At 64.5% G+C, this 21,257-nt stretch carries 16 protein-coding genes and 1 other RNA gene; 7 read left to right on the top strand and 10 right to left on the bottom strand.

What is annotated here, in order from left to right; translation table 11 throughout:
• Positions 1-978: HNH endonuclease signature motif containing protein (locus AC1TQG_RS00005; RefSeq protein WP_482134914.1), on the top strand; the 978-nt coding region annotated here is incomplete at its 5' end.
• A gap of 19 nt (positions 979-997) precedes the next feature.
• On the opposite strand, the gene AC1TQG_RS00010 is transcribed toward AC1TQG_RS00005, so the two are convergent.
• Positions 998-2,869 carry a multicopper oxidase family protein gene (locus tag AC1TQG_RS00010; RefSeq protein ID WP_482137206.1) on the bottom strand — a complete coding sequence of 624 codons (1,872 nt, stop codon included), beginning with the start codon at positions 2,867-2,869 and terminating at the stop codon, positions 998-1,000.
• A 156-nt stretch (positions 2,870-3,025) separates the two neighbouring features.
• Here AC1TQG_RS00010 and AC1TQG_RS00015 point away from each other — a divergent pair, with 156 nt between their 5' ends.
• Positions 3,026-3,592: a TetR/AcrR family transcriptional regulator gene (locus tag AC1TQG_RS00015; protein ID WP_482134915.1), complete on the top strand. Its 567-nt coding sequence runs from the start codon at positions 3,026-3,028 to the stop codon at positions 3,590-3,592.
• A 26-nt stretch (positions 3,593-3,618) separates the two neighbouring features.
• Here AC1TQG_RS00015 and AC1TQG_RS00020 read toward each other — a convergent pair whose 3' ends face one another.
• From AC1TQG_RS00020 to AC1TQG_RS00045, 6 genes are all read right to left on the bottom strand, one after another.
• Complete coding sequence (locus AC1TQG_RS00020) at positions 3,619-4,182, bottom strand: dihydrofolate reductase family protein (protein WP_482134916.1); 564 nt, start codon at positions 4,180-4,182, stop codon at positions 3,619-3,621.
• Positions 4,183-4,272: 90 nt separating this feature from the next.
• Positions 4,273-4,914, bottom strand: coding sequence for a biliverdin-producing heme oxygenase (locus AC1TQG_RS00025; protein WP_482134917.1), 642 nt, complete (start codon positions 4,912-4,914; stop codon positions 4,273-4,275).
• 50 nt (positions 4,915-4,964) lie between these two features.
• Entirely contained in the window at positions 4,965-5,948 is a 984-nt protein-coding gene (locus AC1TQG_RS00030; protein ID WP_482134918.1) for an endonuclease/exonuclease/phosphatase family protein, read from the bottom strand.
• A complete protein-coding gene (locus AC1TQG_RS00035) occupies positions 5,945-8,974 on the bottom strand; it encodes a bifunctional [glutamine synthetase] adenylyltransferase/[glutamine synthetase]-adenylyl-L-tyrosine phosphorylase (protein WP_482134919.1) in 3,030 nt (1,009 codons plus the stop codon). The genes AC1TQG_RS00030 and AC1TQG_RS00035 overlap by 4 nt, the downstream gene beginning before the upstream one ends.
• Positions 8,975-9,040: 66 nt before the next feature.
• Positions 9,041-10,384 (bottom strand): glutamine synthetase family protein, encoded by a 1,344-nt coding sequence (locus AC1TQG_RS00040; protein WP_482134920.1) that lies wholly within the window; start codon positions 10,382-10,384, stop codon positions 9,041-9,043.
• A gap of 85 nt (positions 10,385-10,469) precedes the next feature.
• The gene (locus tag AC1TQG_RS00045) at positions 10,470-11,999 is read right to left on the bottom strand and encodes an alpha/beta hydrolase (protein ID WP_482137207.1); all 1,530 of its coding nucleotides are present in this window, start codon (positions 11,997-11,999) and stop codon (positions 10,470-10,472) included.
• Between the two features lie 224 nt (positions 12,000-12,223).
• On the opposite strand from AC1TQG_RS00045, the gene panB reads away from it, so the two are divergent.
• Genes panB through AC1TQG_RS00060 form a run of 3 tightly spaced genes read left to right on the top strand, consistent with a single transcriptional unit; the run spans position 12,224 to position 15,604 of the window.
• Positions 12,224-13,075, top strand: a complete 852-nt coding sequence (gene panB, locus AC1TQG_RS00050) for a 3-methyl-2-oxobutanoate hydroxymethyltransferase (RefSeq protein ID WP_482134921.1) — start codon at positions 12,224-12,226, stop codon at positions 13,073-13,075.
• Positions 13,076-13,097: 22 nt separating this feature from the next.
• The gene (pip, locus tag AC1TQG_RS00055) at positions 13,098-14,087 is read left to right on the top strand and encodes a prolyl aminopeptidase (protein WP_482134922.1); all 990 of its coding nucleotides are present in this window, start codon (positions 13,098-13,100) and stop codon (positions 14,085-14,087) included.
• Entirely contained in the window at positions 14,084-15,604 is a 1,521-nt protein-coding gene (locus AC1TQG_RS00060) for a CYTH and CHAD domain-containing protein (protein ID WP_482134923.1), read from the top strand. The genes pip and AC1TQG_RS00060 overlap by 4 nt, the downstream gene beginning before the upstream one ends.
• A 26-nt stretch (positions 15,605-15,630) precedes the next feature.
• Here AC1TQG_RS00060 and AC1TQG_RS00065 read toward each other — a convergent pair whose 3' ends face one another.
• Complete coding sequence (locus AC1TQG_RS00065; RefSeq protein WP_482134924.1) at positions 15,631-17,040, bottom strand: RNB domain-containing ribonuclease; 1,410 nt, start codon at positions 17,038-17,040, stop codon at positions 15,631-15,633.
• 65 nt (positions 17,041-17,105) lie between these two features.
• Positions 17,106-17,512: RNase P RNA component class A (gene rnpB, locus AC1TQG_RS00070), an RNA gene on the bottom strand.
• Positions 17,513-17,608: 96 nt separating this feature from the next.
• Here rnpB and AC1TQG_RS00075 point away from each other — a divergent pair.
• Entirely contained in the window at positions 17,609-18,859 is a 1,251-nt protein-coding gene (locus AC1TQG_RS00075) for an SLC13 family permease (RefSeq protein ID WP_482134925.1), read from the top strand.
• Positions 18,860-18,877: 18 nt separating this feature from the next.
• Here the strand turns inward: AC1TQG_RS00075 and AC1TQG_RS00080 are convergent, their stop codons facing one another.
• Positions 18,878-19,780, bottom strand: a complete 903-nt coding sequence (locus AC1TQG_RS00080) for a LysR family transcriptional regulator (protein ID WP_482134926.1) — start codon at positions 19,778-19,780, stop codon at positions 18,878-18,880.
• Positions 19,781-19,931: 151 nt separating this feature from the next.
• On the opposite strand from AC1TQG_RS00080, the gene AC1TQG_RS00085 reads away from it, so the two are divergent.
• Positions 19,932-21,239: an NAD(P)/FAD-dependent oxidoreductase gene (locus tag AC1TQG_RS00085; protein ID WP_482134927.1), complete on the top strand. Its 1,308-nt coding sequence runs from the start codon at positions 19,932-19,934 to the stop codon at positions 21,237-21,239.
• The last annotated feature ends 18 nt before the right edge of the window (positions 21,240-21,257 follow it).

The raw sequence follows: 21,257 nt of genomic DNA on the forward strand, positions 1-21,257 counted from the left end.
GTCATATCGGGTGTTGATGTGAAGATCGTGCTGCACGTGATCACCGACCAGCCGACCCTCGAAGGAACCGCAACCAACCCCGGATTCATGGACGGACACGGTGTCATCTCCGGCGATCACGTTCGCGACATCGCAGCCCGCCCAGAGACCATCACCCGGCCGATGGGCAACGCGTTCCAACCCGCCGAACCGACTTCTGCCGAACCGCAACCAGAACCTGCGCAATCGTCGCCAGAACCAGCACCACTCGAACCTGAACCGGTCGAGCCCGAACCGGTTCAGCCCGAACCAATACAGCCCGCGCCCGCACAGGCACCACCGGCCGAACCCCGGCGCACGGTGTACATGCGGGCGCCGCAAAACCCCGCACTCGGGGACTTCCCCGATATGCCCCAAAGCCCCGAAGCCCCGTTCTTGCAGGCAGTTCCACTCCCAGCTACCCAGCCCGGCGACGAGTATCGGCCCTCAGCGGTGCTCGACAGCTATATCCGCATCCGAGACATCTACTGCATGTGGCCAGGTTGCAACAAAAAATCCTGGGGCGCTGATCTCGACCACACCTGCGAGTACAACCACAACGAACCCAACGCCGGTGGCTGCACGCACCCCTCAGAGATGAAGACACTGTGCCGTTTTCACCACCTGCTCAAGACCTACTCCGACTGGCTTGACGACCAATACCCCGACCCGCGCACCGGGCGGCCGCGCCTGATCTTCACCACCCCCGAAGGCCGCAACTACCACGGCCCAGGCTGGACCGGCGACGACCTGTTCCCCACACTCAGACTCATCGTCTTCGACAACCAACGCGGCTCACCCAGCCGGCCACCAACATCACCGTCGCCACCGCGCCCGCAACAAGACAACCGGCAGCAACCACGTACCGCTGCCAAACACGCACGCCGCCAACAAGAACGCCAACGGAACCGCCGACTCCGAGAAGAACAGGAAAGGAACACTCCCCCGGCGCCATTCTGACGCCCCGCGATTGCGGCGGTTACTCGACCGTCCGGAACCTGAGCATCATGTCGTGATCTTCGTGATCGAGGAGGTGACAGTGCCACACATAGCCTTGCAGCATCTCCGGGGTGTCACCGTGTTCATCCGCATGCTGATGATGTGGAGGCGCTTCGGGGGCAACCGGATCCACGATCGCGGGCTCAGATGGTGCCGCGGCCGGGAGGTTCACCGGCAACGTGGTCGGGTCGGAGGAGAACATCGCATCGGGGTCGAATTGCAGTTCTTCTGCGGTCGGGAAGCGGACAACGATCCTGGTCACGGTTCCCGGATCAACGCGAACGGTGTCCTTCCAACCGGCCTCCCAACGCGCAGGCACCACCATCGGGCCTGCGAGGAAGTTCGTCGGATCGGGCGTCCACTTCACGCCGATGGCCGGTTGTGGATGTGCCGCCTGGTAATCGACGGTCCGCAGCGGGGTCCGTCCCAGAATCCGAACGGTCACCAGATGGATGTGAATCGGATGCGGATCATCGGTGATGTTGACGATGTTCCAGATCTCGGTGGTCCCCTGCTTCGGCGTCTCGATCTGAGGATCCGAGAACCGAAGGTTGTTGAGCGACATGATGGCAGGTGGATTTCGGAGTGCGTAGGGCTGGCTCACCGTGACAGTGCGTTCCAACGTCGGTTTTGCCAACGGCGGCAATGGCACTGGCAGGCCATACCCACCACGCAGTTCGGTCGGAACCGGCTTGGTGAAACCCGCCCCGCCAGTGGACTTGAAACGGCAGAACACGGGCATCGCCACTGCGCCCAGGATCTTGGCCTGGAACGGCGGCGCCTCGTCGTTGCAGAGCTCCACTGTTTCGCCGGCGGACATTCCGGAGAAGTCGACCAACAGGTCATAGCGTTCGGCCGGGGCGACTTTGATCGAGCGGACAGGTTCCGGAGCTCCCAACAAACCGTGTTCGTTGCCGATGACCCAGAACTGCATCCGGTTGGAGAAGAACAGATTCCACACACTGAAGGATGCGGCATTGATGAGCCGGAAACGATAGAGCCCACGATCGACCTTCAGCTGCGGCCAGGCCTTGCCATTGACCAGACCGACGTCGCCGACCGCACCGCCCTCCCAACCACCTTCCGGCACAAACAAAGTCGAACGAAGACTCTGATGCCCGTCGGCAGAGAACAACTTCTCCTGCAGAATCAACGGCATCTCGTAGTCAACGGCAGGCAATGTCAGCGGATTGCCCTCCCGACCGGTGTCGTGGTCGTCGCGCAGGAAGTACATGCCCGCCAGGCCGGCGGTGATGTTGGCGCGCGTGATGCCCATGGCGTGGTCGTGGTACCAGAGATGACCGGCCTCCTGCCGATGCGGAAAGAAGTGGGTCGCCGTGCCACCGCCCGGCAACAGGAGTCGCTGCGGGTGGCCGTCGCTGTCGGGCGCACTGACACCACCGTGAAGATGCAGATTGGTGGGCGGATGCGTCCGCCACGACTCCGCGACCCCGTGTATCGAGGTATCCAGGTCGGCGCCGAACGGATGTCCGTCAATGGCGTTGGTGAGCGTGACGAGTCCCGGTTGATCAACATGCGCTTCGATCGTCGGCCCCAGGTACGACATGTCGTTGAACCCGAACGCCGGAGAAGCAGGCAGATCGCCATGGAAGTTCGTGCTCGTGGTTTTCGCTGTCAGATGCAGTTCACTGCCACTGATCACCGGCGGACGCGGCATGTCGTCGACAAACTTGCGCATCGGCGGCGAATGAAAAAGGAGCGGGCTGTCGAATGGAGGATCCGGGATTGGCGGCGCCGCACCGGCAACGCCTGTGCGGGTCGCAACGAAGCCCGCTGCGGCCGCGACGGCCGCACCCCGCAATGCGGTGCGGCGATCGATCTGCTTACCCAAATTCACCCGGCCTCCGATCCGCCCCGATTGAGGCGGCCGTCACACTACCCTACTGCAGGGTATGGGCGAAGATGCCCGCCGATCGTCCGACGTATGATCGGATTCATGCGCCCGAATCGAGACATCCCTGCTGGATCCGATTGCGTGGCGCGATAATTGGCCACTCGATCGAAGCGGGACACGAGCTCACGGCTGTCGATGCAGGACTGGCTGGACGCGGCACTCGACCTCCTCATCCGTGAAGGTGTGGGTGAGGTCAAGATCAGCCGCCTGTGCGAAGAACTCCACGTGACGAAGGGCAGTTTCTACTGGCACTTCGAGGACATCAACGCACTGATGAACGCGCTCGCCGACCACTGGAAGACTACTCAGGTCGAGTCCCTGCGCGGCCTGGCCGACATCGAGAACATCCCCGCCGACCAGCGACTCGAGCAGATGGCCGGGATGCTGGTCGAACGCAACTGGTCGGTCGAGGCCGCGATCAGGGAATGGGCGCTGCGGAACGAAGAAGTCGCCAAGTCGGTCCGTGAGCTCGATCGCCGGATCTTCGACCTCGTCCGCGAAGCGCTCATCGAGCTGAACCTCAGCGAACAGGACGCCCGACTACGCGCCGGACTCCTGGTCTACGCCGGCATCGGGTTCATCCACGGCCACGCCAGCCTCCCGACACCGACCAGCGACGACATCCGCGCATTGTTTGCAATACTCGTCGGCAATCGCTGATCGGATTCTCTCCGCGTCGGGTTCCCTCAGTGCAGGACGTCGAAGACCTGTTTGGTGATGCCGTTGCCGTACGCCTCGTGCTCGGTGAGCTTCAGCTTGGTGGCGTCCTTGTCGGCCTCACTGAACAGGCGTTTGCCTGCGCCGAGCAAGAGCGGGAACACCAGCAGGTGATAGCGGTCGACCAAGCCGGCGTCGGCCAGACTGCGACCGAGAGTCGCGCTGCCGTGCACGGCGATCGGGCCGCCCTCGGTTTCTTTGAGCGCGGCCACGTCATCAACCGACCTCAGGATCGTGGCAGGCCAGCGCGCATCGTCCGTTTCCAGAGTTGTCGACACCACGTATCGGGGCATCGCATTGTATTCGGCGAAGTCGTCCATAGTCGGCCACACCGGGGCGAACGCCTCGTATGAAGTCCTGCCCAACAGCAGCGCGGTGGTCTCCTGCTGTTCGGTGCCCTTGATCTCATAGGCCGCCGGATCGAACTCGACGTCCTTGAAGGTCCATCCGGAGTTCCGGTAGCCCGGCTCGCCGCCCGGGGCCTCCATGACCCCGTCGAGTGAGACAAAAGCAGTGACGATCAGCGTTCGCATAATGATTCTCCTTGTTGAGTGGTTCCTACACTCACGTCGAATGAACTCCGCTGATATCGACAACAGCGCGCAGGAAAAATCATCGGCGCTCTAGCCGGTGTGCACGCCCAGTTCGGCGAACAGCGCCTCGTTGAAGCCGAAGGCCCGCACTGCCTCGTCGAGAAGACGCGTCACCGCTTCTTCATCGAGACCCAATCCATCGATCGACTCGGCGTAGGCGTCCTTGAATCGCTTCAGCTTGTCGATGTCGAAGTTGTAGAAAGTCAAGACGTCATCGGTCAGTCCGTAATGCAGCTTCAGCCGACTCCGGACGATCTGGCCGCCTGAGAGGTCACCCAGGTACCGCGTGTAGTGGTGTGCCACAAAGGCAACCGGATCAGCGGCGCTGTCCCGGATACACGCGGCGTACTGGGCGGTCGCTGGGAGCAACTCGATGTCAGACACCGAGATCCCGAGCGCGTCGAGGTCGGCGGTCAGCCGTGGCAGGCGCCGCAGACGCTCGTCCATCACCGCACCGGCGATCGGATCGTCGACGAGCTGATCACACACCGATTCCAGAGCCTCATAGATGAAGTACTGCTGCGCCGCCATCGCCCGGTAGGCGTCGACGGTCAGCTCACCCTCCATGAGATTTCCGATGAACGCGGCGCCTTCTGCCCGAGTGTGCGCACTCGCTGTTGCCGCACGCAACCGATCCATTGTCGTGCCCGATGCAACAGGTGTTTCCGTCATCGCGTCCTCTTTCGAACCAATGGGTCGAACCTCACCAGGTTAGGTGAACCTCAGTTAGGTATAAGTGATACCACCAGTCCGCGATGGTCGGCATCCTCGATCCCAAAACTGTCCAGTTCCACCGCGGTGAATCCGCGCGAGATCACGTGGTCGATCCCGATCGCAGGCGGATAGCTGCGGCCCGCCGGAAAGGTCATCTTCCAGCCGGCCCCGGACTGATCGGTGGCGTCGGCGAATCCGTCGGTCAGCAGATCGCGGAACTGCTTGTGGTCCCAGGTCGAATTGAAGTCGCCGCTGACGATCACCCGCTCGGTGGCCGTCGAGTGGACGATCCCGCGTAGACGTTTCATCTCCTCGACCCAGCGCCACGGATCGTACGGATAAGGCGGAATCGGGTGCACGGCAAAAACCGTGGTGTTCGCGGCACCAGGGAGGTCGACTTCGACCCGGAGATTGTTGAGCCCGAAGCCGTCCAGCTCCGCGGTGTTTCGCAGTGGATAGCGGCTGAAGATCCCGGTCCCCACACCACCTTCGCCGGGTACGACGAACTCGTACGGCAGCAGGCTCCGCACATCGGTCTTCTCGATCCGTTCGAGCGCTTCGGGCGTCAGTTCCTCGACCGTGAGCAGATGCGCCCTGCTGGCCCGCACCTGTGCCACCAACTCCTCGACGTTGGCCTCACCGAGCGTGATGTTGGACTGGACCACCACGATTCGCTCGCCGGACGGTGCATCCGAAGCGATGAACAGTGGCGCCTGCGTCCAGATGCCGACGCCGAGCAGGGTCACCGTCAGAGCCGTGGTGAGCCACCGCTGTGTGACGGCCAGGATGATGGCCGCCGGAATGCCGGCGAGCAGGAGCCACGGCACCGCACTGGCGAATGCAGTGGAAACCCGCCCCTTGCCGGGATAGAAGTGCAGCCAGATCGCCGCGACGACGGCCCCGAGCAGCGCCCAGCCCAGAAGCACGGCAACCAGATACAGAACCTTGAATACCGGACCACGCCCGGCGAGGCGTTCCGAAGTCCGCCTCACCCGCCGAAGACCTTCAGCACCACAGCCTTGGCCCGGCGCGTGACCCGCAAGTAGTTGTCCAAGAACACCCCCGAGTCGTCGTCATGCCAGCCGGCGGCAAAAGCGACCGCACGCAACGCTTTACCTGGTCCGGGAAGTTGGTCGATGGCCTTTCCGCGCACCAGCACCAATGCGTTGCGCGCCTTTGTCGCGGTCAGCCACGCCTCTTTCAGGAGCATCACATCTTCTTCGGCGAGCAGTTCGGCCGCGCCGATCGCGTCGAGACATTCCAGGGTCGATGTGTTGTGCAGCGCCGGGATCCGGTGGGCGTGCCGCAACTGCAGCAGCTGAACCGTCCACTCGACGTCAGCCAGACCACCGCGTCCCAGCTTCGTGTGGGTCGCGGGATCGGCACCTCGCGGCAACCGCTCGGCGTCGACGCGGGCCTTGATCCGGCGGATCTCCCGAACCGCGTCGGACGAGACACCGCCGGACGGATAACGGATCTTGTCGGCCATGTGCAGAAAAGCGAGGCCGACCTCGTCGTCACCGGCCACCTGATGAGCCCGCAACAGCGCCTGGACCTCCCAGGCCTGTGCCCACTGCTCGTAGTAGGCCGCATAGGCCGCAAGCGTGCGGACGACGGGACCGTTGCGGCCCTCCGGACGCAAACCGGTGTCGACCTCGAGGGGCGGATCGGCGCTGGGTGTCCCGAGCAACGATCGCACCTTGTCCGCGACACTGTTGGCCCATCGCACCGCTTCGGCGTCGTCGACGCCTTTTTCCGGTTCACAGACGAAGAGCACATCGGCATCGGATCCGTAGCCGAGTTCACCGCCGCCGAGCCGGCCCATGCCGATCACTGCGATGCGCGCCGGTGCGGGTGAACCACGTTCGGCGACAGAGGCATTCACCACGACCTGCAGAGCCGCATTGAGCACCCCGGCCCACACGAGCGACAGCGCCCGGCAGACCTCGGGGACGTCGTACATGCCGAGGAGGTCCGCCGAGGCGATCCGGGCGAGCTCTCCGCGGCGATGCGAACGGGCCACGGAGATCGCCATCTTGACGTCGCGGTGCCGGAGGGCCGAGGCGACCATGCCTGCCACCACGTCCTCCGAGTCGACCTCGGTCAGTTTCGGGCCACTGGCCCCGTCGGCGTAGAGGCGGATCACGTCGGGCGTCCGCATCAGCAACTCTGCGGCGTACACCGAGGTACCGAGCACGGTCATCAGGCGCTCGGCGACGACACCTTCGTCCCGGAGCAACCGCAAGAACCAGTCCCGGTCCGCCGCTGCGTCACACAACCGCCGGTAGTTCAACAGTCCCGCATCGGGATCCGGTGTGCGGCTGAGCCATTCGAGCAAGGTCGGAAGCAGGAGTTCCTGAATCTGCCCCTTACGACCAGCCGTGGAGACCAAGGCTTTGAGATGCCCGAGGGCGTTCTCCGGTTTGGTGTAGCCCAGGGCGGCAAGCCGCCGGACCGCTGAACTGGTCGACAGGCGCAACTCGTCCTTCTCGAAACGGGTGACCGCTTCGAGCAATGGACGATAGAAGAGCTTTTCGTGCAACTTGCGCACCCGATAAGACTGTCTACGGACTTCCTCGCGCAGCGTGCTACCGGCATCGAGGTCGCCCTCCGGCCGGATGTGGGCCGCGCGGGCCAGCCAGCGCACCGCCTCATAGTCGTCGAACTCCGGCAAGGTGTGGGTTCGCTTGAGCCGCTGCAACTGCAGGCAATGTTCCAGCAATCGCAAGAACTCGTAGGACGCAATAAGATTGGCGCCGTCATCGCGACCGACATAACCACCGTCCCGCAAGACGGTCAGCGCCTCCACGGTGCTCTTGACCCGGAGCGACTCATCCACACGCCCGTGCACCATCTGCAACAGCTGGACGGCGAACTCCACGTCCCGCAGCCCGCCCCGACCGAGCTTGATCTCGCGCACCCGCAGATCTTCGGGTAGCTGGGACTCCACCCGCCGGCGCATCGCCTGAACATCGACAACGAAGTCCTCGCGCTCGGAGGCCTCCCAGACCATCGGACTGACGGCGTCGACATAGGCGCGCCCGAGCTCCATGTCCCCGGTCATCGGGCGAGCCTTGAGCAGGGCCTGGAACTCCCAGGTCTTCGCCCAGCGCCGGTAGTAGGTCAGATGCGATTCGAGGGTCCGGGTCAGTGCACCGGCCTTGCCCTCGGGGCGTAGTGCGGCATCGACCTCGAAGAAGGCCAGAGAGCCGACCCGCATCATCTCCCCTGCGATCCGGCTCGTCTCGGCGTCGGCGGGTTCGCTGACGAAGATGACGTCGACGTCGCTGACGTAGTTCAACTCTCGCGCACCACATTTGCCCATCGCGACAACCGCGAGCCTGGATTTCAGCGGTTTGTCACCGCAGACTTCTGCGATGCCCACCGCGAGCGCCGCGGTCAGTGCCGCGTCGGCGAGGTCGGCAAGGTAGGCGCCGACTTCACTGAACCGCATGACCGGTTCATCCTCGACGGTCGGCGCCAGGTCCCGGGCAGCCAACTGCAGCAGCAGGTTGCGGTAGGCCAACCGGAGCGCGAGAACCGACTTCGGACCGGTGAGATGCGCACGGAAGACCAGGTTTCCGTCATCGGCGCCGGTTCCGTGATCGTTGTATGCGGGCTCCGGCTGCGCGTCCACCGAATCGAGCATCAATTGCCTGACCTCGTCGAGACCGGGCAGATCGGGGCGGGTCAGCAGTCGCCAGGCCTCCGGCTCTGCGACGAGGTGATCGCCGAGCGCGGTGGACGAACCGAGGACCGCGAACAACCGGCCGCGGAAACTGCGGTCCGTGCGCAGGAGGCGATCGATCTCGGCCCACTCCGCTTCGACCGCACTACGCAGGCGTACCAGAGCGCGCAGGGCGATATCGGCGCTGGGCGCGCGCGACAACGCCCACAACAGGTCGATGCTTGCTTCGTCACCCCAGCCGAGTTCGGCCAGGTCCGCGGCGGCGGTCGGTTCGAGCAGACCGAGTCGGCCGACGCTGGGAACTCGGGATCGGGACGCAGGTGGTGTCACAGAGGTAAACCGTACTGCGCGAGGTCCCGGTCACACCATGACCCCACCCGGAGCCCGCGAGCAGCTCTAGAGCGCCAAATAGTTCTGCAGCTCAAAAGGTGTCACCTGACTGCGGTAGTTGGTCCACTCCGCCCACTTGTTGCGCAAGAAGTACTCGAAGACGTGCTCTCCGAGGGCCTCTGCGACCAGTTCGGACTTCTCCATCTTCGTGAGTGCCTCGGCCAACGACCCCGGCAACTCCTTGTAGCCCATGGCGCGACGCTCTGCGGGAGTCAACGAGAACACGTCGTCCTCGGCGTGCTCGGGAAGTTCGTAGCCTTCCTTGATGCCCTTGAGCCCCGCGGCCAGCAGGACGGCAAATGTCAGGTACGGGTTGCAGGCCGAGTCGGGGCTGCGGACCTCGATACGCCGCGACGACGCCTTGTTCGGTGTGTAGAGCGGCAATCGAATGAGGGCGGAACGGTTCGCCGCACCCCAGCTCGCGGCGGTCGGAGCCTCACCACCGTGGATGAGTCGCTTGTAGCTGTTGACCCACTGGTTGGTGATCGCACTGATCTCATCGGCATGATGCAGGATGCCTGCGATGAACTGCTTACCGGTTGTCGACAGCTGCATCGGATCGTCGGGGTTGTGGAAGGCGTTCGTGTCGCCCTCGAACAAGCTCATGTGGGTGTGCATCGCCGAACCGGCGTGCTGACTGAACGGCTTCGGCATAAACGTGGCCCACACGTTTTCCGAGATCGCGACCTCTTTGACGACGTAGCGGAACGTCATCACGTTGTCGGCCATCGACAGCGCGTCGGCGTACCGCAGGTCGATCTCCTGCTGGCCCGGTGCCGCCTCGTGGTGCGAGAACTCGACCGAGATGCCCATCGACTCGAGTGCGTCGATGGCATGGCGGCGGAAGTTGGGTGCCGAATCGTGCACGGCCTGATCGAAGTAGCCACCACCGTCGGCGGGGATCGGCACCGAGCCGTCGAGCAACGGCGGGTTCTTCAGCAGGAAGAACTCGATCTCGGGATGGACGTAGCAACTGAAACCCTGATCGGCGGCCTTGTTCAGCTGGCGACGCAACACATGCCGCGAATCGGCCCACGACGGTTCGCCGTCGGGCATCACGATGTCGCAGAACATGCGGGCGGAGTGCGGCCTGCCTGCGCTGGTGGTCCACGGCAGGACCTGGAATGTGGAGGGATCAGGCTTGGCGATGGTGTCGGCTTCCGACACCCGCGAGAAGCCCTCGATCGCCGATCCGTCGAAGCCGATCCCCTCGGCAAAAGCACCCTCTAGCTCGGCGGGCGCAATGGCAACCGACTTCAGGTAACCCAGTACGTCGGTGAACCAAAGGCGGACAAAGCGAATGTCGCGCTCTTCGAGGGTTCGGAGCACGAATTCTTTTTGGCGATCCATGACAAACGAGCCTAGGAGTGCCCTGTTAAATGCATGTTACGGACGCGCATCATCCAGAATATCCTGGGCATTTCAGCCAAAATTCTCAGCATGTGAGGCCTTCATCCGGCAATGTGAGATCAACGAAGTACGCCGTGACCGCATCGTCGACGCAGTCCTTACCCTCGAGCGACGCGGTGTGCTGGTCACCCTCGAACGTGATGAGCCGGGCACCAAGCTCTTTCGCGAGTGCAACACCCGCCTCATAAGGGGTCGCCGGGTCGTTGGTCGTGGAGATGACAACCGTCGTCGGCAGGCCCTCCACGTTCAACTCGTGCGGCGTGCTGGTTGGCGGAACCGGCCAGAACGCGCAGGCATCTCGGGCACCGACCCCGGTCCCCCGGCCGTCATCGGCGAACGGTGCCGCCCGGCGCGCCTCGGTGTCGAGCCGATCGAGTGTCGCCTGGTCGGTGATCGGCGGGTCGTCGACGCACCGGATCGCGGTGAAGGCATCGGAATTGTTGCTGTAGCGACCCTGCTCGTCTCGCCCCTCGTAGATGTCGGCGAGTCGAAGCAGGGTGTCACCGTTGTTTCGCGCCAACTGCTCCAGACCCTCACGCAGCGGATCCCACAGCGCATCGCTGTACAGCGCCTGGATGACCCCTGTCATCGCGTCACCGTAGGTCAGGGTCCGGCCCAGACCCGTCGGTGCCGGCCGGTCGATCAACGGTCGGGTGAGCTCCTGGAAACGGGTGGTCGCCAGCGCCGGGTCATCCCCCAGCGGACACCCACCGCGCTCTATGCAATCAGCGGCGAAGGCATCGAACGCGGACTGGAAACCAGCCATCTGTTTGATGGTGTCCTCCACCGGATCCGCTGCCGGATCGACCGCACCGTCGTTGACCATCGCCCGCACCTCGGACGGGAACTGTTCGGCATAGGCCGCCCCGATCCGGGTGCCGTAGGAATAGCCGAGATAGTTGAGCTTGTCGTCGCCGAGCGCCGCGCGCAGAACATCGAGATCTTTGACCACATCAACTGTCCCGATGTGCGAGAGGTACTCGGCCCCCATGCGCTGCTCGCACTTCTCGGCGGTTTCCCTGGCCAGCTGTTCCTGCTTCGCGATACCGGCCGGGGTCATGTCGGCCAGGGTCAGCGCCCGCTGCTCATCCCGTTCGGCATCTGTGAGGCAACGGATTTCCGGTGTCGATTTACCGATCCCCCGCGGATCGAATCCGATCAGATCGAATCGCTCGGCGAGGTCGAGATCGGCGAAGTCCGAGGCCTGCCCCGCCAGGAAATCCACGCCGGAGCCGCCGGGGCCGCCAGGATTCATCAACAACGAACCGATCTTGTCGCCGCCGGCGCGCACCCGCAGGATCGCGATCTCGGCGGTATCTCCGTCGGGGTTGTCGTAGTCGACGGGGACCGTCACGGTGGTGCAGTCGGTCCGGTCCTCGGGGTATCCGAACGACTCCTGATCGGCGTAGTCGTCGCACGATTCCCAATGGAGTCGCTGTCCGTAGAAGCGGTCCAGCGACGGCGACGGAGCGACACCCGAACTGAAGGTCGCGGGCTCTGCGGAACCGTCGAGATCGGTACTGCAACCGCCGACCACCAGTGCCGCTGCCGCCATTGCGGTGATCCCGCACAGGATGCCCCGTCTATCCCGTGCTCGTATCCTCACCAGTCACATCGTGCCACGCCGGCAACAGCGCACCGGCGTCCTGAGCAGCGCAGTTGTGACAAATTGCACACCACCAGGCGTTTCCCTGCTCGACCCGCGGTGCCACACTGGTGGGGTCATCCACCAACCCGGGTACCTGCGGATGCAGGACTCGAGGCACGAAAGAGACAATGATGTCCGAAACTTCGGTATATGGCGCTGCGCCCTCAGCAGACACTTCTTCTCCCCGCCGCCGCGCAACGCGCGTGCACCATCTGGCCCAGATGAAATCTGAGGGCGACAAATGGTCGATGCTCACCGCATACGACTACTCCAGTGCGCGCATCTTCGACGACGCACAGATCCCGGTCCTGCTGGTCGGCGACTCGGCAGCGAATGTGGTGTACGGATACGACACCACCATCCCGGTCACCATCGACGAACTGCTTCCGCTGGTCCGCGGTGTCGTCAAGGGTGCCCCGCACGCACTGATCGTCGCCGATCTGCCCTTCGGTAGCTACGAGGCCGGTTCGCAGCAGGCCCTCGAATCGTCGATCCGCTTCTTCAAGGAGGGTGGCGCGCACGCGGTCAAGCTCGAAGGCGGTGAACGTGTCGCCGATCAGATCGCGACGCTGACCGCAGCGGGTATCCCGGTCATGGCGCACATCGGCTTCACACCGCAGAGCGTCAACGGACTCGGTGGTTTCCGGGTCCAGGGCCGTGGTGACGGCGCCGATCAGCTCATCGCCGACGCGATCGCCGTCCAGGAGGCCGGCGCATTCGCTGTCGTGATGGAGATGGTGCCCGCAGACCTCGCCGGGCAGATCACCCGCAAGCTCACCATCCCGACCGTGGGTATCGGCGCAGGCAACGAAACCGACGCCCAGGTCCTCGTCTGGCAGGACATGGCCGGGTTCACACACGGCAAGACCGCCAAGTTCGTCAAGCGTTACGCCGATGTCGGTGGCGAATTGCGCCGCGCGGCAGAGCAGTACGCCGACGAGGTCCGTCGCGGCCAGTTCCCCGGCCCCGAGCACGCGTACTGACCCCACCCGGCATAGTGGGGGGATGCGCGACTTCTACCCCCCGATCGAGCCCTACGCCACCGGACATCTCGATGTCGGTGACGGACAACAGATCTACTGGGAACAGAGCGGTAACCCCACGGGCAAACCGGCAATCTTTGTACACGGTGGACCAGGCGGCGGCACCAGCCCGTCACAACGGCAGTTCTTCAATCCGGACGCCTACCGCATCATCTTGTTCGACCAGCGCGGCTGCGGCCGGTCGACCCCGCACATCGCGGACGGCGGCGACCTGTCGGTGAACACCACCGATCACCTGATCGCCGATATGGAGCTGCTCCGCGAAGAGTTCGGGATCGAGCAGTGGCAGGTGTTCGGCGGCTCCTGGGGTTCGACGCTCGGTCTGGCCTACGCCCAGCGCCACCCCGATCGGGTGACCGAATTGGTGCTGCGTGGCATCTTCCTGCTTCGTCGCAGCGAGATCGATTGGTACTACAACGGCGGTGCGGCGAACATCTTCCCCGACCGCTGGGAGGGCTACCTCGAGCCGATCCCGGCCGACGAGCGTGACGGTGATCTCGTTGCCGCCTATCACCGGCTGCTGACCGGCGACGACCGTGAGAAGGCGGCCGCGGCCGCCCTCGCGTGGACCACCTGGGAACAGACGACAAGCCATCTACTCCCCCAATCCGATGACGACAAGGACAGCGATCCGGCCCGGTATGCCCTCGCGTTCGCCGGCATCGAGAACCACTACTTCGTCAACGGCGGTTTCCTCGAAGACGGTCAGCTGCTGGCCAACGCGCATCTGATCGCCGACATCCCCGGTGTCATCGTGCAGGGCCGCTACGACGTGGTGTGCCCGGCCCGCAGCGCGTGGGACCTGCACCACGCCTGGCCGACCGCACAGCTGAATATCGTCGCCGATGCCGGACACGCATCGTTCGAACCCGGAATCCGGCATCATCTGATCGAGGCAACGGATCGTTTTGCCGGAGTCGGCAACCAGAGCAGCGGGAAGGACGCACGGTGAGCGCCCAGGAGACAACAGAAGTCGAACTCAAATACGACCTCGACACCAACGCCTCTGTCCCCGACCTGACGGTATTGCCTGCGGTCCAGTCCATATCGGGACCTGTGATCGAACATCTCGACGCGACCTACTACGACACCGACGCGCTCGACCTCGCGGGCCACAAGATCACCCTCCGACGGCGAGAAGGTGGTCACGACGAGGGCTGGCACCTCAAGCGGCCCGGCATCGGCACTCCCCTGGGCCGGCGCGAGATGCACGTCCCACTGCAGACCGCGGCCGATCCGTTCGCCGAGGTCGTTGTGCCGTCGGAGCTGACCGACCCGGTCGAGGTCCACATCCGCGGTCGACACCTGGCACCCATCGCAACCATTTCGACGATTCGCCGCATCACCGAGCTCAAGGACGCGCAGGGCGCGGTGCTCGCCGTGTTGTGCGAGGACTCGGTCGCCGCACAATCCCTGCTGCCCGGCGGTATCGCCCAGAGCTGGCGCGAATGGGAACTCGAATTGGTGACCGGTGACACCAAATTCTTATATGCCGCCGACGAGGTACTGCGCGCCAATGGTGCTCACACCGCCTCGAGTGTGTCGAAACTCGCGCGCGCCATCGGCACCACCCCGACCACACATGACAGTTCTGACGGTGGTCGGCGTGCGAAGAGGTCCGGACTCGGCAAGAAGTCGACGGCGCTGGAACTGGTGGTCGCCGAGCTCGCCGAGCATCGCGACCACCTCATCGCCCATGATCCGCAGGTTCGGTGCAGTGCTCCCGACTCCGTCCACCAGATGCGGGTCGCGACCCGGCGAGCACGCAGCGTCCTGCGATCGTTCCCGGACGTCTTGCGAGGCACAGATGTCGAACAGCTCGAAGGCGAATTGAAGTATCTGGCAAGCGTTTTGGGCGATGCCCGAGACGCGGAAGTGCAGCTCGAGCGACATCGCCACCTACTCAAAGGCGAAGCCGCATCAGCGCATGTCACGCACGCACTGATCGACGGTCAACTCGAAACACAGCGCGTCGCACTGGCGATTACCATCGACTTCCTGCATTCCAAGCGATATTTCGATCTGCTGGACGAACTCGACCGGACCATCGCGGAACCGCAACCGGGTGTCGACGCCGAGGAGAAGGCCCGTTTGGTCTTCGACAAGGCCGTCGCGCACAGCACCAAACGTGTTCGCAAGGCGCACAAGAAGCTCATCGGCATGACCGAAGGTTCGGCAGAGTGGGTCGAGCAACTACACACCCTGCGCAAACGCGCGAAACAGCTGCGGTACACCACCGATTCCGGGATCCGGCTGAACACCGACAAGTACCGGAAGCTCGGCAAGAAGGCCAAACGGGCCCAGAGCGCTCTCGGGGATTTCCACGACGCCGTCATCAGCCGCAGCCATATCGCACTTCTGGCCATGGGATCCGATGTCAGCGTGGCTGACGCGTATGTGTACGGGCGTCTCGACGCCCGCGAAGAAGCCGCTGCGGCGCGGAACCTCGCGACGTACCGGCCCGTGTAGTCGCACCGTCGCTCGCACCCGGCCGCCTACACCGGCATGAACGTCACATTCGGTGTGCGGGGATCGGCGTCCATCAGTTTCACCTGCACGTGCCGGCCCTCGGCCGGATCGCCACCGCACGTGGCGAACACGGCCGGATCTGCGATGAAGATCTGTGCGGGCCGCTTGCCACGCGCGGCATGTAACACGGTGGCGGTGAACGTCTCGCCGACCCGGTCGGCAAGCAGGATGGCTTCGGCCATGTCCAGGCTCGACCGGTCCGCGCGGCCTGCGACCGCACTCGAACTCTTCATCACCTCGGGCAGTGTCGGCAAAGCGCTGCACACCCAGTCGGGTACCGGTTTTCCGGCCGCCAGCGCCAAGCAGGTCTCGGTGGCAAAGCGGTCGGCCAACCGGCGCAGCGGCGCGGTCACGTGGGCATAGACCCCGGCGATTCCGCCGTGTGTTGTCACCGCGTCGTCCGGGATCACACCCAGCATCGGCAGGTAGTCACTGCCGCGCAGCAACGTGGTGGCATCCGACATCACCGCCAGGGTGAGCGGGGACTGCGGATCCAGACCGGCGAGGAACGCACCCGGCGAAACATCTTCCGGCCAAGGCACATCCAGCGCCCCCGCGGAGGCCCGGAAGACCTTCACCGCGTCGTCGGTCGCCGACGGCAACGTGCGCAGCAGCCCGACCTTGTTGTCCAGCATCATCTGTCCGGCACACATGCCCGTCAGCAACGAGACCTGCGAGTTCCACATATCGGCCCGCGTCCGCGGTTGCACCACCAATCGCCACCCGCCGTCCCCGTCTCTCAACACATCTTGTTCGGGCAGACCCAACTCGACCGCGCCCCGCTCGATCGCCAACCGCTGCCGGAGCTCACCGAAATCCGGGAGCGCCTCGATGGACGGATGCAACCGCCCGGCGTCGGCGTCGGCCTGCACGGTTTCGTAGTCCAGCCGGGCCACCGACCGCACCAGCGCCCGCTGTACGTCAACCGAGGTCGGATGTCCGTCCCCGTCGACGGCGATTCGCCACAGGGCCGCCGGACGGACCTGACCGGGAAGCAACGATCCGCGATCCTCCGACAACGCCCGCGGATGCAGCGGCACGTTGCCGTCCGGGAAATAGATCGTCTGCCCACGCCTGCGGGTCTCGAGGTCGAGTGGACCTGCGGGCCGAACCAGCGCCGCGACATCGGCGATTGCGTACTGCACCACAAATCCGGCGCCGTCACGGGCGATGTGGACGGCCTGGTCGAGGTCCACCGATCCGGGTGGATCGATGGTCACCAGCGGCAGGTCGGTCCGGTCGACACGACGCGCGGCGAAGCTGTCCGATGCCGTCTGGGCTTCGGTTTGGGCGGCGGCTCCGAATTCCTCGGACAGACCGAGGTCGGTGCGGATGGCACCAAAATCTATGTCGTCGGCGCGAAGTATCCGTTGCACCGCACCAACACTAGCGGGCAGTGACCTCCACACCGGAGTAATCGGTGCGAGGCCACGCTGCGGGGCGAACGAGCCGGCCTGTAAGCCGGATCCTGTACCGACCACGAGGGTCGGCAGCGGCCATCCATCTGGGCACACCGTCACCGGGTACCTCGAGCGGTCCACCCGCAGGCTCGGGCGAGCAGCCCTCGAACACCTGCGCAGCCACACCAGTTACCTGGTGCAACCTTCGACCTTGCTCCGGGTGGGGTTTACCGAGCCATCACGGTCACCCGTGATGCTGGTGCGCTCTTACCGCACCTTTTCACCCTCACCGGCTTGCGCCGGCGGTCTGTTTTCTGTGGCACTGTCCCGCGAGTCACCTCGGGTTGCTGTTGGCAACCACCCTGCTCTGTGGAGTCCGGACTTTCCTCGATCACGGGCTCGCCGCCCATGCGACTGTCCCCGCGACCGCGGCCGCCCAGCCGGCTCGTTCGCATCATCACTGTACGTTCTCCCGCCCCGGATCCACGCATCCTTCGCCGTGCCGGATTGGTGCCCGGTCCGGGTATCGGGGGAACATTGCGCCGTGGATGTTGTCGCGGTGGTCCTGATGGTGACCGCACTGGGATTGGCCGTGTGGCGTCCGCGTGGCCTGTCCGAGGCGGCGGTTGCGGTCCCGGCGGCAGCGCTGGCCATAGTCGTTGGCGTCGTGGAACCCGACCGCGCCTGGGACGAGCTGCGCGAGTTGTCATCCACCGTGCTGTTCCTGGCGGCGTTGTTGGTGATCTCCTACGCCTGTTCGGTACTGGGCGTCTTCGAATGGGTGGCCCGGGTGATCGCGCACCGCGCATCCCCGCAAGGCGACGCAGGCCACCGGTCCGGGCGCAGACTCTTCGGACTCGTGTTCGCCGCCGCCGCGATCACCACTGCCGCACTCAGTCTCGACGCCACCGTACTGCTGTTGACACCCGTCCTGTTGTCGATGACATCGGCGCTCCGGGTACCGGCCCGTCCACACAGCTACGCCACCGTCACGCTTGCCAATTCGGCCTCGACCTTGATGCCGGTCTCGAACCTGACCAACCTGCTCGCGTTCGCCGCCACCGGTCTGGGCTTTGTCGAGTTCACACTCCTGATGGCTCTGCCCTGGCTGGTCACCCTTGCGGTCGAATTCGCGTTGTTCTGCTGGTACTTTCGCGACGACCTCGAGGTAGCACCCGGCCCAGACGTACTCGACCTACCCGGCCCGGCACCGCGCGCGCCGCTGATCGTTCTCACCGCAACCCTGACCGCATTCGGTGTCAGTTCACTGGTCGGCATCGAACCGGTGTGGTGCGCGGTGGCAGGTGCCGTCGCGATGGCCTACCTGGCGCTGCGCGGACGCGCCTGCGGGGCCGGGGCATTGGCCATGTCGGCGCAACCCGGATTCCTGCTGTTCGTCTGCGCACTCGGGGTGTTGGTGACCGGGATCTCCGACGGAGGGATAGGGAGTTGGCTCGCGGACCTGCTGCCCGACGGGACCGGGCTGCTCGACCTGCTCATCGTCGCCGTGGTCGCGGCCATCGCGTCGAACGTGATCAACAACATCCCGGCCACCCTGCTGATGCTCGCGGCACTGGGCAGCGGCGCACCGGCGGCACTGATCCTGGCAATGCTGCTCGGGGTCAACATCGGTCCCAGCCTGACCTATCTGGGGTCGCTGGCGAACCTGCTGTGGCGCAACCTGGTCAACGCGCAGGGCAACCGCGTGAAGGTCACCGAGTTCACCATGGTGGGCCTGGTGACCGTGCCTTTGACCCTGCTGTCCTCGGTGTTCGCACTCTGGCTGGTCACCTAGCCGGAGTCGGTTCGCTGGTCAGATACCCGGCGGAACGTCGTCTCCCCCGGCCAGATCCGCGCGCACCGATCGCAGTGCAGCGATCAGGTCGTTGACGATCTCGGATTGTCCGGTCGGTGCGCGCACCACCGCCGACACCGGAACCCGTAGTGCGCGTTCGATATCCCGCGTGAAGGCGATACCCGCGAGCGGCGTGCGCTCGTAGAGCACCGTCCACTCTTCGGGGTGGTTGAGGAGTTCCATGGTCGCGGTGTGGTCGACCGGCAGCGGCGGGGCCTGACGGGGCCGATCCAGTCCGTGACGGTCGAATGCCTCGCGAATCACGTTGTGCAACAACACCTGATCGCGTGCCGATGGCAACAGCAGCGGATACTTACCGAGGTCCGCCAGCCCGACCTCGGCAGACCCCGCCAGTGGATGCCGCTGCGACATCGCAACCACCAGGTCGTCGACCCACAGGTGCTCGATGGCGAGCCCTGGTCGCTCGAGGCCCCCACGGATCAGGGCCAGGTCGACGTCGCCGCCCAGGACCGCATCGATCCGCTGATCGAAGCTCTTGATGATGAATTCGATCTCGACGTCGAGGTGTTCGGTGCGCAGCTTGGCGATCGCGGCCAGCGACTGCTGCGCAAACGACATGTTGGCCGCCATCCGCACCCGACCACCCGGCGTACGTGCGGTCGCGGTGATCATCGATTCCAGCCGGATCATCTGCTGAGCCAGCGGAAGCACCTGGGCTCCGAGGTCGGTCAGGCGCACTGTACGCGTCGACCGGGCGATCAATTTGGAGCCCAGTTCATGCTCGAGCCGAGCGACCTGGTGACTGATCGCCGATTGCGAAATGAAGCAGCGGGCCGCGGCCCGGCTGAAACTCAGCTCCTCGGCCACGGCTACGAAGTACGTCAACTGACGAAGTTCCATGCGACCAGCTTATATGAGTGATCCAGATAAGTTCTATCTTTAGAACAGGTTGGAAAATGGCCGAAAATGGCCTGATTAGGGATTTTCAACCCAGTTAATTGCGCTATACATGGAAGTAGTTGCCATCAAGAGATAAAAGGATCATTAACTCATGCCCACACCGCACAGCGTTCCCACCCACCTCGAGGCCGACGTGGCCATCGTGGGTTCGGGATTCGGTGGACTGACAGCTGCACAACGGCTGGCCAAAACCGGACTGCGCGTCGTGTTGATTTCCAGCACCCCCGAACACCTTTTCCAGCCACTGCTCTATCAGGTCGCGACCGGCGTGCTCTCCAGCGACGAGATCGCTCCCGACATCGCAGGCATCCTGCGCAAGCACCGCAACATCGAGGTCCGCCTTGGCACGGTCACCGATGTCGACCCCGACGCCGGCGTACTGCACTTCCGGCATGAGGGCCCGACCGAGACGGTTCGATTCCGCTATCTGATCGCAGCCACCGGCGCGACCCAGTCGTACTTCGGACGCAACGAGTTCGCGCAGTACTCCTACGCACTCAAGACGATCGAAGATGCGACAAAATTGCGCACGCAGATCCGCCAGAACTTCGAAAGGGCCGCGCAGACCACCGACGAAGATCTGCGCCGCCGACTGCTGAGCTTCGTGATCGTCGGTGCCGGGCCGACCGGTGTCGAGGTCGCCGGGCAGATCCGTGAGCTGGCGACCCGCTACTACAAGCGTGACGACGTGTCCGTCTACCTCGTCGAGGGCGCGGGCGACGCACTTCCCGTCTACGGTGGTTCACTCTCGGCCTACGCCAAGAAGGCCCTCGAGGCCACCGGCGTGGAACTCCTGCTCAATTCGCTTGTCACAGACATGGATTCCGAGGGCGTCACCGTCAAGATCGGATCCGGTGCGGCGACCCGCAAGATCGCGGCCGACACCATCATCTGGTCGGCAGGCGTACAGGCCAGCGCGTTCACCGCAGTCCTGGCGGAGGCAACCGGAGCGCAGACCGATCGCGCCGGACGGATTCTCATCAACGCGGACCTGACCGTGGGCGGCTACGCCAACGTCTACGCGATCGGCGACATGACCTCACTCAACGGCTACCCGGGCCAGAGCCCGGTGGCCATGCAGGAGGCCCGTCACGCAGCCGACGTCATCAGCCGGAAGAAGCTGCCGGGCACACCGTTCAAATACCGCGACAAGGGCAGCATGTCCGTGATCAGCCGGTTCAGCGCGGTCGTCGCCATCAACGAGAAGATCCGGTTCCGCGGCATGTTCGCCTGGATCACCTGGCTGGCGGTGCACCTGTTCTACCTGATCGGTTTCCGCAACCGCTTTGCCGCGATCGCATCGTGGCTCTACGCGTTCATCGGCAGCAAGCGGCCGGGTTTCGAGCAGGTCGACCGCCGCGCGGCGGCCGTCCCCGAGGCGCAATCACGCGCGAGCTGATCGCGTACCTCACGTTCG

This window comes from Williamsia sp. Y844 (assembly GCF_056786475.1).